Source organism: Escherichia sp. SCLE84 (assembly GCF_012584495.1).
In the GTDB taxonomy this organism is placed as follows: Bacteria; Pseudomonadota; Gammaproteobacteria; order Enterobacterales; family Enterobacteriaceae; genus ECMA0423.
Window position 1 is genome coordinate 4969384 of record NZ_CP051430.1, and the last position, 15425, is coordinate 4984808.

The 15425-nt window shown below is 53.0% G+C and carries 14 protein-coding genes; 7 read left to right on the plus strand and 7 right to left on the minus strand.

Features of this window, described 5'->3' with window-relative positions; genetic code table 11:
- Positions 1 to 178 precede the first annotated feature (178 nt).
- Genes osmF through yehW form a run of 4 tightly spaced genes read left to right on the plus strand, consistent with a single transcriptional unit; the run spans position 179 to position 3915 of the window.
- Positions 179 to 1096: a glycine betaine ABC transporter substrate-binding protein OsmF gene (gene osmF, locus HGD79_RS24065; RefSeq protein ID WP_001130307.1), complete on the plus strand. Its 918-nt coding sequence runs from the start codon at positions 179 to 181 to the stop codon at positions 1094 to 1096.
- Between the two features lie 6 nt (positions 1097 to 1102).
- Positions 1103 to 2260 carry a glycine betaine ABC transporter permease YehY gene (gene yehY / locus HGD79_RS24070; protein WP_000221820.1) on the plus strand — a complete coding sequence of 386 codons (1158 nt, stop codon included), beginning with the start codon at positions 1103 to 1105 and terminating at the stop codon, positions 2258 to 2260.
- On the plus strand, positions 2253 to 3179 hold the full coding sequence (gene yehX, locus HGD79_RS24075; RefSeq protein WP_168848523.1) for a glycine betaine ABC transporter ATP binding protein YehX: 927 nt from the start codon (positions 2253 to 2255) through the stop codon (positions 3177 to 3179). The genes yehY and yehX overlap by 8 nt, the downstream gene beginning before the upstream one ends.
- 4 nt (positions 3180 to 3183) lie before the next feature.
- Positions 3184 to 3915, plus strand: coding sequence for a glycine betaine ABC transporter permease YehW (gene yehW, locus HGD79_RS24080; protein WP_000783120.1), 732 nt, complete (start codon positions 3184 to 3186; stop codon positions 3913 to 3915).
- On the opposite strand, the gene HGD79_RS24085 is transcribed toward yehW, so the two are convergent.
- Together HGD79_RS24085 and mlrA are read right to left on the minus strand one after the other, a co-directional pair.
- Positions 3896 to 4003, minus strand: a complete 108-nt coding sequence (locus tag HGD79_RS24085) for a protein YohO (RefSeq protein WP_001216963.1) — start codon at positions 4001 to 4003, stop codon at positions 3896 to 3898. The genes yehW and HGD79_RS24085 overlap by 20 nt on opposite strands.
- Before the next feature lie 59 nt (positions 4004 to 4062).
- A complete protein-coding gene (gene mlrA, locus HGD79_RS24090) occupies positions 4063 to 4794 on the minus strand; it encodes an HTH-type transcriptional regulator MlrA (protein ID WP_001240401.1) in 732 nt (243 codons plus the stop codon).
- A 221-nt stretch (positions 4795 to 5015) separates the two neighbouring features.
- Here mlrA and btsS point away from each other — a divergent pair, with 221 nt between their 5' ends.
- From btsS to HGD79_RS24105, 3 genes are read left to right on the plus strand one after another with little or no spacing between them, the layout of a single operon-like run.
- Positions 5016 to 6701, plus strand: coding sequence for a two-component regulatory system sensor histidine kinase BtsS (btsS, locus tag HGD79_RS24095; protein WP_001295431.1), 1686 nt, complete (start codon positions 5016 to 5018; stop codon positions 6699 to 6701).
- On the plus strand, positions 6698 to 7417 hold the full coding sequence (btsR, locus tag HGD79_RS24100) for a two-component system response regulator BtsR (RefSeq protein ID WP_000598641.1): 720 nt from the start codon (positions 6698 to 6700) through the stop codon (positions 7415 to 7417). Before btsS ends, btsR begins: the two co-directional genes overlap by 4 nt.
- 46 nt (positions 7418 to 7463) lie before the next feature.
- Complete coding sequence (locus HGD79_RS24105) at positions 7464 to 7934, plus strand: DUF1456 family protein (RefSeq protein ID WP_001295430.1); 471 nt, start codon at positions 7464 to 7466, stop codon at positions 7932 to 7934.
- A gap of 40 nt (positions 7935 to 7974) precedes the next feature.
- Here the strand turns inward: HGD79_RS24105 and HGD79_RS24110 are convergent, their stop codons facing one another.
- The 5 genes from HGD79_RS24110 to HGD79_RS24130 all read right to left on the minus strand — a co-directional run bounded on the left by HGD79_RS24110 (position 7975) and on the right by HGD79_RS24130 (position 15065).
- Complete coding sequence (locus HGD79_RS24110; RefSeq protein WP_001295429.1) at positions 7975 to 8436, minus strand: YehR family lipoprotein; 462 nt, start codon at positions 8434 to 8436, stop codon at positions 7975 to 7977.
- 124 nt (positions 8437 to 8560) lie between these two features.
- Complete coding sequence (locus tag HGD79_RS24115) at positions 8561 to 10561, minus strand: SWIM zinc finger family protein (protein WP_001317947.1); 2001 nt, start codon at positions 10559 to 10561, stop codon at positions 8561 to 8563.
- Positions 10558 to 11694 (minus strand): VWA domain-containing protein, encoded by a 1137-nt coding sequence (locus HGD79_RS24120; RefSeq protein ID WP_168848524.1) that lies wholly within the window; start codon positions 11692 to 11694, stop codon positions 10558 to 10560. The genes HGD79_RS24115 and HGD79_RS24120 overlap by 4 nt, the downstream gene beginning before the upstream one ends.
- Positions 11687 to 13966: a DUF5682 family protein gene (locus HGD79_RS24125; protein ID WP_168848525.1), complete on the minus strand. Its 2280-nt coding sequence runs from the start codon at positions 13964 to 13966 to the stop codon at positions 11687 to 11689. The genes HGD79_RS24120 and HGD79_RS24125 overlap by 8 nt, the downstream gene beginning before the upstream one ends.
- A 10-nt stretch (positions 13967 to 13976) precedes the next feature.
- The gene (locus HGD79_RS24130; protein WP_000074859.1) at positions 13977 to 15065 is read right to left on the minus strand and encodes a MoxR family ATPase; all 1089 of its coding nucleotides are present in this window, start codon (positions 15063 to 15065) and stop codon (positions 13977 to 13979) included.
- Positions 15066 to 15425 lie beyond the last annotated feature (360 nt).

A 15425-nucleotide genomic window follows, 5' to 3' on the forward strand; every position in this document is an offset into this window, starting at 1 on the left:
TGTAGGCCGGATAAGGCGCTCGCGCCGCATCCGGCAGGAAACGCCGGACCGAATATGCCTCTTAAGTATTTATCTGATTCTGCAACTGAATCCTTCCGCTCAGGCTAACCCCGCCATTATCAACTATGCTTTTCTCTTAATTCGCTGAAAACAACAGTAAAAGAATGAGGAAAGCATCATGCCACTCTTAAAGCTCTGGGCAGGTTCACTGGTTATGTTGGCAGCCGTGAGCCTGCCGCTACAGGCGGCTTCCCCCGTTAAAGTCGGTTCAAAAATCGATACCGAAGGTGCGCTACTCGGCAATATCATTTTGCAGGTGCTGGAAAGCCACGGCGTACCGACGGTGAATAAAGTGCAACTCGGAACGACTCCTGTGGTGCGCGGGGCGATTACTTCCGGTGAACTGGATATCTATCCGGAATATACCGGCAATGGCGCTTTCTTCTTTAAAGATGAAAACGATGCAGCGTGGAAAAACGCGCAGCAAGGTTACGAGAAAGTCAAAAAGCTCGATTCGGAGCACAACAAGTTAATCTGGCTGACGCCCGCGCCTGCAAATAACACCTGGACTATCGCCGTGCGTCAGGATGTGGCAGAGAAAAATAAACTCACTTCGCTTGCCGACCTGAGTCGTTATCTGCAAGAGGGCGGCACCTTCAAACTGGCAGCCTCGGCAGAGTTTATCGAACGCGCCGATGCGTTACCCGCGTTTGAAAAAGCCTATGGCTTTAAGCTCGGTCAGGATCAGTTGCTGTCACTGGCTGGTGGCGACACGGCGGTGACGATCAAAGCCGCTGCCCAGCAAACCTCTGGCGTTAATGCTGCAATGGCTTACGGCACTGACGGCCCGGTAGCGGCGCTGGGGCTGCAAACCTTAAGCGATCCGCAAGGCGTGCAACCTATCTATGCGCCTGCACCAGTGGTGCGTGAATCGGTGTTGAAGGAGTATCCGCAAATGGCACAGTGGCTACAGCCAGTCTTCGCCAGCCTCGATGCAAAAACATTGCAGCAACTGAATGCCAGCATTGCAGTTGAAGGACTGGATGCCAAAAAAGTGGCTGCCGACTACCTGAAACAAAAAGGGTGGACGAAGTAATTTCCCGTGACTTATCTACGTATTAATCCTGTTCTGGCGCTGCTGCTGTTGCTGACGGTAATCGCAGCGGCGCTGCCGTTTATCAGTTACGCGCCTAATCGTTTAGTTTCGGGTGAGGGGCGTCATCTCTGGCAGCTGTGGCCGCAAACGATCTGGATGCTGGTGGGCGTTGGTTGCGCCTGGCTGACGGCCTGTTTTATTCCCGGTAAAAAAGGCAGCATTTGTGCACTCATTCTGGCGCAATTCGTCTTCGTATTGCTGGTGTGGGGCGCGGGAAAGGCGGCGACACAACTGGCGCAAAATGGCAGTGCGCTGGCGCGTACCAGCCTCGGCAGTGGTTTCTGGCTGGCTGCGGCGCTGGCATTGCTGGCCTGTAGCGATGCCATCCGCCGAATCTCCACGCATCCGCTGTGGCGCTGGTTGTTGCATATGCAGATTGCCATTATTCCGCTGTGGTTGCTGTACTCCGGCACGCTTAACGATCTCTCACTAATGAAAGAATACGCCAACCGTCAGGATGTGTTTGACGACGCGCTGGCACAACATCTGACGTTGCTGTTTGGTGCGGTGCTGCCTGCGTTAGTGATTGGTGTGCCGTTGGGCATCTGGTGCTACTTTTCCACTGCTCGGCAGGGGGCAATTTTTTCTCTGCTCAATGTCATTCAGACCGTGCCTTCGGTGGCGCTCTTTGGCCTGTTGATTGCGCCGCTTGCCGCGCTGGTGACGGCCTTTCCGTGGCTGGGGAAGCTCGGCATAGCAGGAACCGGAATGACACCCGCACTGATTGCGCTGGTGCTCTATGCCTTGCTGCCGCTGGTGCGCGGCGTGGTAGTCGGTTTGAACCAGATCCCGCGCGATGTGCTGGAGAGCGCCAGAGCGATGGGCATGAGCGGGGCGCAGCGATTCCTGCATGTTCAGTTACCACTGGCGTTACCGGTATTTCTGCGCAGCCTGCGGGTGGTGATGGTGCAAACTGTAGGTATGGCGGTGATTGCGGCGTTAATCGGCGCAGGCGGTTTTGGTGCGCTGGTTTTCCAGGGGCTGCTAAGCAGCGCCATTGATTTAGTGTTGCTGGGGGTGATCCCGGTAATTGTTCTGGCGGTGCTGATCGATGCCCTGTTCGATTTGCTTATCGCACTGCTGAAGGTGAAACGTAATGATTGAATTTAGCCATGTCAGCAAACTGTTTGGCGCACAAAAAGCCGTTAACGATCTTAATCTCAATTTTCAGGAAGGGAGTTTTTCGGTGCTGATTGGCACATCTGGCTCCGGCAAATCCACCACCTTGAAAATGATTAACCGCCTGGTGGAACATGACAGCGGAGAGATCCGCTTTGCCGGAGAAGAAATTCGCTCGCTGCCAGTACTGGAGTTGCGCCGCCGGATGGGCTATGCCATTCAATCTATTGGCCTATTCCCCCACTGGAGCGTGGCGCAAAACATCGCTACCGTGCCGCAATTACAAAAATGGTCGCGGGCACGGATTGACGATCGTATCGACGAATTAATGACGCTACTGGGGCTGGAGTCAAATTTGCGTGAGCGTTATCGGCATCAGCTTTCCGGTGGTCAGCAGCAACGTGTGGGAGTGGCGCGCGCACTGGCTGCCGATCCGCAAGTCTTACTGATGGATGAACCTTTTGGCGCACTGGACCCGGTAACGCGCGGCGCGTTGCAACAAGAGATGACGCGCATTCACCGTTTGCTGGGGCGCACTATTGTGCTGGTCACTCATGATATTGATGAGGCGCTACGGCTGGCTGAACATCTGGTATTGATGGATCACGGTGAAGTGGTGCAGCAGGGCAATCCGCTGACGATGCTGACTCGTCCGGCGAATGATTTTGTCCGCCAGTTTTTTGGACGTAGCGAACTGGGTGTGCGTCTGCTTTCGTTACGTAGTGTGGCGGATTACGTGCGTCGCGAAGAACGGGCAGAAGGTGAGGCACTGGTAGAAGAGATGACGCTACGCGATGCGCTCTCCCTGTTTGTCGCGCGGGGTTGCGAGGTGCTGCCGGTGGTGAACACGCAGGGCCAGCCTTGCGGTACGCTGCATTTTCAGGATCTGCTGGTGGAGGCGTAAGCGTATGAAGATGTTGCGCGATCCGCTGTTCTGGCTCATTGCTTTGTTTGTGGCACTGATTTTCTGGCTGCCTTACAGCCAGCCGCTGTTTGCTGCCTTGTTCCCACAACTGCCACGACCCGTTTATCAGCAAGAAAGTTTTGCAGCTCTGGCACTGGCTCATTTCTGGCTGGTGGGAATTTCGAGTTTGTTTGCGGTGATCATTGGCACTGGTGCCGGAATTGCTGTCACTCGCCCGTGGGGCGCGGAATTTCGCCCACTGGTGGAAACTATTGCCGCCGTTGGACAGACTTTTCCGCCTGTCGCAGTGCTGGCGATTGCCGTTCCGGTGATCGGCTTTGGTCTGCAACCAGCGATTATCGCCTTGATCCTTTACGGTGTGCTGCCCGTCCTGCAGGCGACACTTGCCGGGCTGGGAGCGATTGATGCCAGCGTGACAGAAGTTGCGAAAGGTATGGGAATGAGTCGTGGTCAGCGACTGCGTAAGGTCGAGCTACCGCTGGCGGCTCCGGTGATTCTGGCGGGCGTGCGAACTTCGGTGATTATCAACATTGGTACGGCGACGATCGCCTCAACGGTAGGGGCCAGCACGCTGGGTACGCCCATCATCATCGGGCTTAGCGGATTTAATACCGCGTATGTGATCCAGGGGGCGTTACTGGTGGCACTGGCGGCGATCATCGCAGACCGCCTGTTTGAAAGGCTGGTGCAGGCGCTTAGCCAGCACGCAAAATAAAGGTATAACCTGCGAGCATGACGCCACCAATTCCGCCTAACGCCATAAACAGGAACAGGGCGATGACCCCAATTTTAGCTATGCGCATATTGCACTCCTTATGTTAACGAAAGGATTGTACAGTAAAGCGCATTTGTTAACGAATCATTAAATGCCGAGTGGGAAAATATCATGGCCTTGTTCTTGCCAACTGGTGAGTTGCTGCTGTTGGGCGGAGGTTCGATTTTCACCGCACCACACCAGCAATGTACGGCCTTCGAATAGTTCAGGGCGTAGTTGATTGAGCGAGTGGGCGAGGACATCAATGCGCCATCCTTGTTGACTGGCAATCCAGCCCTCCAGCCACAGACGGGTGGTATCCTGAATATTCCAGCCAACCACCAGCGCATCTTTACCCTGTTTTTTACGTGCCGAAGCCAGACAAATGGCGATGTAGTTGATCAGTACGCCGTCGAGGATCGCCAGCAGCGCCTGGAGAGTCGGTTGTTGGCACTGAAGCCGTCGGCGCAGAGGAATAAACAGATGTGTGGTGAGTGTCTGGGCGGGGTAATCCTGACCGCGCTCTTTGATCCACGTTCGCAGGCTATGCAGATTGCCGCTTTGCAGGTAGGTCAGTAATGTTTCTTGCTGATCGCGCCAGCCGTTCTGCACATCAACATTTTCATTACTGAGCAGCATTTTAACTTTGCTGACCTGCACGCCGTTGTCGATCCAGCGTTTGATCTCGCGGATACGGTCAATATCGGCATCGTTGAACAGTCGATGACCGCCGTCTGTCCGTTGCGGTTTCAGCAACCCGTAACGCCTCTGCCACGCGCGTAACGTGACAGGGTTAATATCACAAAGCAACGCCACTTCACCAATTGTGTAAAGCGCCATCGTCTCACCCTTGCTCGCGAGGTCCCGGTTTAACTTTAGACGCAGTTTTGCGAACCAGGTAGTTTTGCCCGTTTTTTGTGCATCTATAGGGTGATTTTATTTTTGCCAGGCGATTTTGAGTGATCGTACTCACGAATTCTCATTTTTCTGCAAGAGTTCAAAGAAAGTTAAACGCAGGCAATGTATGTTACGCGTTTTAAAGGGAAGTGTGGTTTGCGGGTATGTACGATTTTAATCTGGTGTTGCTGCTGCTTCAGCAGATGTGCGTTTTTTTAGTCATTGCGTGGTTAATGAGTAAAACGCCATTATTCATACCGTTAATGCAGGTCACGGTTCGTCTGCCGCATAAATTTCTCTGCTACATCGTCTTTTCCATCTTCTGCATCATGGGCACCTGGTTTGGGTTGCACATTGACGATTCTATTGCCAATACCCGTGCGATAGGCGCGGTAATGGGCGGCTTACTCGGCGGTCCGGTCGTCGGTGGGCTGGTTGGTCTGACCGGCGGCTTACATCGATATTCGATGGGGGGCATGACCGCGCTAAGTTGCATGATCTCAACCATCGTTGAAGGATTGCTCGGCGGCCTGGTACACAGCATCCTGATCCGTCGCGGGCGCACTGATAAAGTCTTTAACCCCATTACCGCCGGTGCCGTCACGTTCGTCGCTGAAATGGTGCAAATGCTGATCATCCTTGCGATCGCCCGACCTTATGAAGATGCGGTGCGTCTGGTGAGTAATATTGCTGCACCAATGATGGTCACCAATACCGTCGGCGCGGCGCTGTTTATGCGTATATTGCTCGATAAACGCGCGATGTTTGAAAAATACACTTCTGCTTTTTCTGCCACTGCGCTGAAAGTGGCAGCCTCGACGGAAGGCATTTTGCGACAGGGGTTTAACGAAGTGAACAGCATGAAAGTGGCTCAGGTGCTGTATCAGGAGCTGGATATTGGTGCAGTCGCGATTACCGATCGAGAGAAATTGCTGGCCTTTACCGGAATTGGTGACGACCACCATTTACCCGGCAAACCGATTTCTTCGACTTACACCTTAAAAGCGATTGAAACCGGTGAAGTGGTCTACGCTGATGGCAACGAAGTACCTTATCGTTGCTCTTTGCATCCGCAATGCAAACTGGGGTCGACGCTGGTAATTCCGTTGCGTGGCGAAAATCAGCGCGTGATGGGCACCATCAAATTGTATGAAGCCAAAAACCGTTTATTCAGTTCAATAAACCGCACGCTGGGCGAGGGGATTGCGCAACTGCTTTCGGCGCAGATTCTTGCCGGGCAATATGAGCGGCAAAAAGCGATGCTCACCCAGTCAGAAATCAAACTGCTTCACGCCCAGGTGAATCCTCATTTTTTGTTTAATGCGCTTAACACCATTAAAGCGGTGATCCGCCGCGACAGCGAACAGGCCAGCCAGCTGGTGCAGTATCTTTCCACTTTTTTCCGCAAAAACTTAAAGCGGCCTTCGGAGTTTGTTACTCTCGCCGACGAAATTGAACATGTGAACGCTTATCTGCAAATTGAAAAGGCGCGCTTCCAGTCGCGGTTGCAGGTCAACATTGCTATTCCGCAAGAATTATCCCAGCAGCAATTGCCCGCGTTTACCCTGCAACCGATAGTGGAAAACGCCATTAAACATGGGACATCACAACTGCTGGATACAGGGCGAGTGGCAATCAGCGCCCGACGTGAGGGGCAACATTTGATGCTGGAGATCGAAGACAATGCCGGTTTGTATCAACCGGTAACCAATGCCAGTGGGCTGGGGATGAATCTGGTGGATAAGCGTTTACGTGAACGGTTTGGCGATGACTATGGAATAAGCGTCGCCTGTGAGCCTGATAGTTACACCCGAATAACGTTACGACTACCATGGAGGGACGAGGCATGATTAAAGTCTTAATTGTCGATGATGAACCGTTAGCACGGGAGAACCTGCGTGTATTTTTGCAGGAGCAGAGCGATATTGAAATCGTTGGAGAGTGTTCAAACGCCGTGGAAGGGATCGGCGCGGTGCATAAACTGCGCCCGGATGTGCTGTTTCTCGATATCCAGATGCCGCGCATCAGTGGTCTGGAAATGGTGGGGATGCTCGACCCGGAACATCGTCCGTATATTGTTTTTCTCACCGCGTTTGACGAATACGCTATTAAAGCCTTTGAAGAACATGCCTTTGATTATCTGCTGAAGCCAATTGATGAAGCGCGACTGGAGAAAACGCTGGCGCGTTTGCGTCAGGAACGCAGCAAGCAGGATGTTTCGCTGTTACCGGAAAATCAACAGGCGCTGAAATTTATCCCTTGTACGGGGCATAGTCGGATTTATTTGCTGCAAATGAAAGATGTGGCATTTGTCAGCAGTCGGATGAGCGGTGTCTACGTTACCAGCCACGAAGGGAAAGAGGGCTTTACCGAATTGACATTACGTACCCTGGAAAGTCGTACACCACTACTGCGCTGCCATCGTCAGTATCTGGTTAACCTCGCGCATTTACAGGAGATTCGTCTGGAAGATAACGGCCAGGCCGAGTTGATTTTGCGTAATGGCTTAACCGTGCCGGTCAGCCGCCGTTATCTGAAAAGCTTAAAAGAGGCGATTGGCCTGTAAAAGACTGCTAAAATGGCTTTTTGCCTCATCAACACCTGAAGGCCTCATGCTAAGTAACGATATTCTGCGCAGCGTGCGCTACATTTTGAAAGCCAATAATAATGACCTGGTGCGTATTCTGGCGCTGGGTAATGTCGAAGCCACCGCGGAACAGATCGCCGTCTGGCTACGTAAAGAAGACGAAGAGGGTTTTCAGCGTTGTCCGGACATTGTTTTGTCGTCATTCCTCAATGGCCTGATTTATGAAAAACGCGGCAAGGATGAGTCTGCTCCGGCACTGGAGCCGGAACGTCGCATTAATAACAACATCGTGCTGAAAAAATTACGCATCGCGTTTTCGCTGAAAACCGATGACATTCTGGCTATCCTCACCGAACAGCAGTTCCGCGTTTCGATGCCGGAAATTACAGCGATGATGCGCGCACCGGATCATAAAAACTTCCGCGAATGCGGCGATCAATTTTTACGTTATTTTCTGCGTGGACTGGCAGCGCGCCAGCATGTGAAGAAAAGCTAAGACGGGTATGGCGGCCATGCGGAACATGGCCGCCGACAGATTATTTCACTTCTTTAAAACCAGCGGCTTTCATCACCAGTTCCATTTGCGCCATAGTGATACCTTTTTTGGCATCTTCAGCAGAAACGTTGATTCCTGAAATACCCTGCAGGGCTTTAAAATCCACTTTTTCCATATCGATAGTCACGTTTTCCTGCGCGTAGGTATCTGTATAGGTTAATTTTTCTTCAACACCCGCGATGTTTTTGTATTTGGCGCTTAACGGCTCAAGTGTCTTGGCAGCGTCTTCTTTGGTGGTTGCACCAATAGAAGCAAATTGAATTTTGGTTTCAGAAGATTGTTTAAGCACCTTGTCACCTTTGTAGACATAGGTAATGGCAATTTCAGTGCCGTTCAGATTGGCGCTGAATTTCTTCGATTCTTCTTTGTCACCGCAGCCAGCAAGAGAGAAAACCAGAACAGATGCAACAACGAGGGAAAACAGCTTATTGAAAGCCTTCATGTAAAACTCCATTTTATTTAATCAAGAAACTGGTGACTCTCACCAGGGGCTATATAGAATATGCCTAATACCGTGACGTGAGCAGTCCGGAACTGGAGTAGAACTCTTAGTAAAAAGCACTATTTCATCCTTGTTGCTGAAGCATGGGGAATAATTGTTCGCAAAGTAAAACACCGTTATTCATTGCTTCTACCCGTGCCTCGCTTTCTGTATTACGAAATTGTCCCAACACATGTGCCAGCCGATAAAAACCGACCGCGGAGAGGTCATTCGCCAGCAACTCTGCCTGACTAATAGCGCTCTGTTCCTGATAGCGCCAGCCGTTATGGAGCAGTTGAATAAGTAACGCCTGGCAGCGCATCAGCAACTGATGAGCGGTAGACGGCACAGGCAAAACGCTGGCAGAAGGTAGCGGTGCCACAGGCGCAGTTTCTGCGTCCAGCGCCCAGGCGCGGGTTTTTGTCATCATCACCCGTGGTTCCAGTGTCAATTGCCCATCAACAAAACTGACAAAGCCAGAAACCAGACTCACGGGGTCGTCTGTTTGTTGCAAAAGCGCCGCCATGCGTTCAACGGCAAAAGGAGAACAGGCAGATGCCGGAAGGGATAACGTCAGGAGATTATCTTCACCTTCGCCGCTGATTACCTGCGCATCCAGCGTCTGGCGGCTGCTATCCCAACCGAGCGAAATACACTCAGCGACCGGCAGAATAAATAAGTTATCGACCTGATTAAGAGGCCGTATGCAGGCGGGGGGACGCTGGCGTAAATATTCCCGCAAAGCCACAATGCCCGGCTGGCGTAACGGCGCGCTCAACATTTGCCAGGCATCAGGCGACAGCGGCACAACGCTGCTTAAGCGGTTGCGGGTAGCTAACAGCAGCTCGCCATCGGCACTGCGTTTTGCTGCTTGTGAAACAATTTGCCCACCCGCCAGTGCGCCAGCCTGAAAACTAAACAGCCGACGCGTAGCTGCCGGTGAGTTTTCCTGTTCACTTCGCGGCCAACTGCGCGAAAGGTGCAAAATACTGCCGGTGTCGGGATCGGTAAACCAGATGCGTAAACCATAATGCTCAATATCCTGCCAGCAACGCATACCTAAAGACACCAGCCGCAGATGATCAAGCTTTGCTTCTCCGGCAATGCCAGAGCCAACGACCGTGCGCCACGGCACAGGAGGAACTTCACCAACACTGTCGCGCCGGGCCATCTCTTGTGCGCAATTTAATCGACTGTTTAATGCCGCAAGCTGACGTAAGCATTCTCCGGCATGATAGTGGCTGGCGCGAGTGTGGAAGGCATCAACGCTTGCCCGTAGCTGTCGTAGTGATTCACTCACCCAGCGCCAGTTGCAGGCCTCTGCCGCCTGCAATGCGCGGTTGAATGCTGCCTCGTAGTGAATAAGCGGCTGGCTGATGCCGCCAAGCCATAATGCCTGGCTTAATTGCTGAACATATTGACGACACGTTTGGCCTTCTTCGCTGGCAAACGGATCGTCAGATGATGTGACGTGTTCGCTGCGCATCTGCCAGATTAAATGGTTAAATTCTGCTTGCTGCGCTTTGGCCTCGACGAAGGCCTGCACAGCCAGTACGACATGTTCGCAAAGTGTGCCTTCAATACAATCACAACGGGCGAAACGAATACTGCTACGGGAATAAAAACGCACATCGCTCATCGGTAAGCGGGCAGAGGGAATTTCGCCCGGCGCACAGAACAACTCAATGGTGATGCCTTTAGCGACCAGCGCCTGCGCGCGTTTGCGGGTGGCATCGGGCAGGGTAGCCAGTTCTTCCAGCCAGATTGCCGGATCCCACTCTTCTTCTTTTTCCGTGGGCTGGACGGTGGCACAAAGTCGTTGATAACTTAACACCAGCATCACGCGATGACGGCACATGCCGCTGGCCCCGCAGCTGCACTGAGCCTCTTTCAGTGCCTGGCTGTTCGCCAGCTGGGTACGGACACCGTCACTGAAAGTGGCGATTAAAGCGCCGTTCTCATGGCTGATTTCCGGGACGTTGCCATTTTCCAGTTCCTTAAGACTGCGCTTAACAAAACCGGCATTGCTTAACGCCGTCAGTGCCTGCGGTGTCAGTTCTAATAATTCCGGACGTAGTGAATTCATGACTGAAGATTCTCCGCAAGCCATGATGCCAGCTCGCCCGGCGTCATGGCGGCTATTTGTGCGCCGACATTAACCAGCGCCTGGGCCGTATCGCGGTCATAGCAAGGCGTTGCGGTGCTATCGAGCGCTGCCAGTCCCAGCACTTTGATGCCGCTCTGGACACACTTTTTCACCTGATGCGTCAGCAATGATGATGAACCCCCTTCGTAAAAATCGCTCACGAGGATAATGACGCTTTTTGCTGGTTGTTCAATAAGTTGCCGACCATACTCCACGGCACTGGCGATATTGGTCCCGCCGCCCAACTGTACTTTCATTAATAACTCTACCGGATCGGCAACGTCTGCCGTGAGATCAACCACGCTTGTGTCAAACGCCACCAGATGGGTACGAATGCTGGGTAACTGCCACAAACAGGCCGCCATCACCGCAGAGTGGATCACCGAGTCCACCATCGATCCGCTTTGATCAACCAGTAAGACCAGTTGCCATTGTTCGCTTTGGCGTTTAATGCGGCTGTTAAAGCGGGGGGATTCGATATACAACTTGCCGTGTTGCGGGTGCCAGTGTTGCAGGTTGGCGCGCAGAGTACTTTTGAAATCAAAGTTTCGCGCCAGTGGAATTAATGAGCGGCGACGGCGATCGCGGACACCAGAAAAAGCCTGACGAACTTCCTTTGCCAGTCGCGCCATAATTTCTTCAACAACCTGGCGCACTATCTGGCGGGCGGCAGCCAGTACTTCGGGATTCATCAGATGTTTGGTGTGCAAAACGGCGCGTAGCAGGCTTTCCGAAGGCTGCATACGTTCCAGCACGTCGAGATTCGTCACCACATCTTCAATGCCGTAGCGCAGTACGGCATCGCTTTCCAGTCGCTCAATCACCTGTTGCGGAAACAGAGTGTGAATACTGTTGATCCACTCAGGGGTGGTGAGATTTGAGCCACCTAATCCACCAGAGCGTTCACCACGCTGGAGCCGTTCAGGATCGCGCCCATACAGCCACTCCAGCGCGTGGTCTATCTGCCGGGCGTTGTCATCCAGCCCACAAAGCGTCGTTTCTGCCGCTTCGCCAAGAATTAATCGCCAGCGTTGTAGCTCACGGGTGGTCAGAAGATCGTTCAGTTCAGACATGGAAAACTCCCCAGTTTTGCAGCGATGCCAGTGCCTGCTGTTCGAGTTGTTGATGATGTGCAATGGCCTGTGGTGGACAATGCAACGGCATTTGCAGCGCCGAAACGGGAAGTTGCGCCAGTTGATAATGCTCAAGCACCTGATGCGCCAGCGTCCCGCGTTCTCGTGGTGGTAGCCAGGCCATCGCCGCGCGTAAATCGGGCAGGGCATTGATAAAATCGGCATCACTTAGTTGATTTAAATGACTGCTGAAACCGGCGATAAATGTCGGCTGACAGGCCAGTTGATGGCGGGCCAGCGCCAGCAAACCGTGCAGCGCTTCGCCGGATTGTGCCGGGGATAACTGCGCCAGCATCGTCAGCGCCGCTTCGGCACTGGCGTTAGGATGTTCCAGACGCATCAGTGCGCCATGAGCCGCGCCGCGATCCAGCGCCGGGGCATGAATTGCCTGACTGCGTCGCTCCAGTAAGGCTACCGCCGCAGAAAGAGAAATGCCGGGGAGTTGCACACCGCTATGTAGATCGCGCAGGATATGACACAACGCTTGCCAGCTATGCAGGTGAGCGTGAAACTCCTTTTCATCTGGTCTGCCGTTAGATTCACATAGCCACAGCGTGCGATCGATAGCCGCGCATAACGTCGTTTGTAATATCTGCGCGCCTTGCATACCGCTAATTTCATCCAGCCGCCATAAGGCATATAGCACTTCCAGCGCCTGGCCCATTTCGGCAAATTGATTTTCCTGGGCGATTAATAATGTGAGTTGCTCCAGTAATTGTTGACTGAAGGACGCCAGACCCGCTAACGCCGCCTGGCTAAGACATGTGGTGATACTGCCGATTCCACCCGCGTCCAGCATATCGGCTTCTAATTTATGGCGTGCGGCTTCCTGGAGTGTTGCACCAAAGCAGGCGGCCTCAATCAATGCCGCATGCTGGCTAAGCGGGCGGGTTAATTTCCAGCGTTCTTCACCGTTGCCTGCAAGTGTCAGTGTGCTTCCCTGCTGGCGTACAATCCCTGGGATCTCCAGTATTGCCAGCCGATGTAACACCTGACTTTGCGCTAGTCCATTGGGGTTAAAGCGATTTAAGGTAAGCTCCGCCGGAAGAGAGATTGCGGTACGTTCCAGTTCGCAGGTGACATCTTTTGGCAGAGGCGGTTGTGGCGTAGAAGGGGCAAGTTTACCGAATCCGTCACCCGCTAATGTGTCTATCAACGTTAGCAGAATCGGATCGGTATCGGGATGAATAACGCCGCGATAGCTCCACGGCAACGGCGCATTCAGGGCTTCTTTAATCAGCGAGCCTGCTATGGCATCCAGCCAGTCAGTGCGTAACGGTAGTGTATGACCGCGCAACTGTGCCAGCGCCATCGCATGCAGATGAGCGGCAGCCATATCCGTGGTCGAAGCAGGCAACTTGTGCTGGCGCAAACGGGTAAGGATAGTTTTTAGCAGTTGTTCACCGGCCTGCTGTAAGCCCCACTGCCAGCACCAGTTTTGCCAGACCGGGGCAGGCATACCGGAAAGGTATCCTGCCAGCACATCAAGGCGCTTTTCACTGTAGGGCGTGAGATAACAACCTGTAATGGCATCTGCCAGCGAGGGCAATTCCGGCGTGTTAATGTCCTGCGGGCATTCGCGCCACATTTTTGCCAGTGCCGGAGCGTGCCAGCCACCGCAGACGACTAACACGTCGCCATTATTTTGCTGCACCGCCCATGCAATCCAGCGAGCCATAAAGGCTTCGCGCTGACGATTGAGTGCATCGCCGGGGAAATCGCCCCGCAGTTGGGCAAAATAGTGCGCCAGCGCAGAGGGTAATGCAGTTTGCTGGCTTTCATCTTCGAACAAGTGATCCCACAGGGTATCGCTGTTATCCATGCGGGTGGCACGCAGCAGTAAGGCCTGGCTTTCATCTTGCGTATCAGGCGAATCGTCCTCTTCTTCACTCTGCGCCCAGCAAGGCAAATCGATGAAGTAAGTTTGTGCCTGAATACGACGTGCGGCTTGTAGCGCCTGCCACTCCGGCGAAAATTCAGCAAATGGCGTCCAGGCACCACGCCCGGGGGCTGCACCGTCCTGATACTGGCAATAACTGTAAATAGCTACCGGAAGCTGGTGGGATAAAAACAGTTCGTCTACCCGGTCATTAAAATCAGCCGGGCCTTCAATCAACACGTATCGTGGCCGCTGGCTTTCGATTAACGATTTCACCAGCCGGGCGCAGGCCGGACTATGATGCCGGATGCCGACAATTAACGGCTCGCTCATGCATCTTTCCTCACGGCAGGCGGTGGCGGGCTTGATAATAAGCCTGCCAGTGAGCTTCTTTATGTGTGGCGACTCGTTGTTCGAAGTAACGGCGCAGACGAGCGCGATCTTCTTCGTTATCTTTGACGATGGTTCCGGCAATGCAGTCCACCAGGTCGGCTGGCTCACCTGCGCGATTCGCTAAAAACCAGGCGCGGACGCCTACGGCGTGGGCCACGTTCACGGCTTCAGCGGTGGACATAATCGCTGTTAGTGTATCCATTGACGTTTTCTTTTCGCCGTTGGCACGCAGATCGCGGAAGGTGCGGACCAGTAACTCCAGTACCGCGTCAGGCACTTTATGCGGAATACCGCTATGGGCCAGCAAACGCGCCGAAGCACTGGCGACAAGCTCCAGCTCCTGAGCGAAATCCATAATCGGAAAGACAGTTTCAAAATCGAAGCGACGCTTTAGCGCGGCACTCATCTCATTGACGCCGCGATCGCGGGTATTGGCAGTGGCAATAATATTAAAGCCTTCCCGCGCATAGAGTTGACTGGCTTCACCAGTGAGTTCCGGCACCGTCATAACTCTGTCAGAAAGCATACCTAACAGACAATCTTGCACTTCCAGCGGTGTACGCGTTATCTCTTCGAAACGGACGATTTTGCCGTCGCGCATTCCCTGGTAAAGCGGGGCAGGGACCAGCGCTTCCGTTGATGGGCCATGATTGATAAGCAGAGCGTAGTTCCAGCCGTACTTGATTTGATCTTCAGTGGTAGATGCGCCGCCCTGGATGGTTAACCCGGCATCGCCGCTAATAGCGGTTGCCAGTAATTCAGACAGGAGAGATTTTGCGGTGCCAGGTTCCCCCACCAACATCAAACCGCGTCCGGTGGCAAGAGTGACTAACATACGTTCGACAGCGGAGGGACTAATCACCACTTTACGGCTAATATTTTGCGCGCTATCGCCAAGGATAAAAGCACGGGCCGCAGGCAAACTTAACTGCCAACCGGGCGGGCAAGGTGCGTTATCATTTTGTTTTAATTTTGCCAGTTCATCGGCGTATAACACAGCGGCAGGCGGACGCTGCAGATGATTATTCTGCGGTGACATATATTCATCCCTGAAATGTATTAATGAAATAAACGATATTTTACGCGCAATAAATGTTTGGCGCATTAGTTGTTTGGGCGAAAAATATCTGGAAAGCAGATCACAGTAAATAAAAAAACCTGCTGGTGAGGCAGGTTCTTTTATTTACTATTTTCAGGCCTAACACCACAGCCTGTGCAACATCGTGTTCCAACGAACGAATTATAACCACCGGTGGACCCCGTTGCAATTAAGATAATGAGATTTATAATCCTGACTGTTGGGACGTTGCGCCGGATCGAACCTATTTCAAGTCCTGGCTACCGGACGGGTGGTGCTGCAGGTGGTGCCCTGATCCGGAGTGCAACATCGTGGTCCAAC

Excerpts from the sequence above, each read along its gene's own strand:
- HGD79_RS24120 (WP_168848524.1), bottom strand. The coding sequence starts at position 11,694 with ATGTCTGAACTGAACGATCTTCTGACCACCCGTGAGCTACAACGCTGG.
- osmF (WP_001130307.1), top strand. The coding sequence starts at position 179 with ATGCCACTCTTAAAGCTCTGGGCAGGTTCACTGGTTATGTTGGCAGCC.
- HGD79_RS24115 (WP_001317947.1), bottom strand. The coding sequence starts at position 10,561 with ATGAATTCACTACGTCCGGAATTATTAGAACTGACACCGCAGGCACTG.
- btsR (WP_000598641.1), top strand. The coding sequence starts at position 6,698 with ATGATTAAAGTCTTAATTGTCGATGATGAACCGTTAGCACGGGAGAAC.
- yehW (WP_000783120.1), top strand. The coding sequence starts at position 3,184 with ATGAAGATGTTGCGCGATCCGCTGTTCTGGCTCATTGCTTTGTTTGTG.
- HGD79_RS24130 (WP_000074859.1), bottom strand. The coding sequence starts at position 15,065 with ATGTCACCGCAGAATAATCATCTGCAGCGTCCGCCTGCCGCTGTGTTA.
- yehX (WP_168848523.1), top strand. The coding sequence starts at position 2,253 with ATGATTGAATTTAGCCATGTCAGCAAACTGTTTGGCGCACAAAAAGCC.
- btsS (WP_001295431.1), top strand. The coding sequence starts at position 5,016 with ATGTACGATTTTAATCTGGTGTTGCTGCTGCTTCAGCAGATGTGCGTT.
- HGD79_RS24110 (WP_001295429.1), bottom strand. The coding sequence starts at position 8,436 with ATGAAGGCTTTCAATAAGCTGTTTTCCCTCGTTGTTGCATCTGTTCTG.
- HGD79_RS24125 (WP_168848525.1), bottom strand. The coding sequence starts at position 13,966 with ATGAGCGAGCCGTTAATTGTCGGCATCCGGCATCATAGTCCGGCCTGC.
- mlrA (WP_001240401.1), bottom strand. The coding sequence starts at position 4,794 with ATGGCGCTTTACACAATTGGTGAAGTGGCGTTGCTTTGTGATATTAAC.
- HGD79_RS24085 (WP_001216963.1), bottom strand. The coding sequence starts at position 4,003 with ATGCGCATAGCTAAAATTGGGGTCATCGCCCTGTTCCTGTTTATGGCG.
- HGD79_RS24105 (WP_001295430.1), top strand. The coding sequence starts at position 7,464 with ATGCTAAGTAACGATATTCTGCGCAGCGTGCGCTACATTTTGAAAGCC.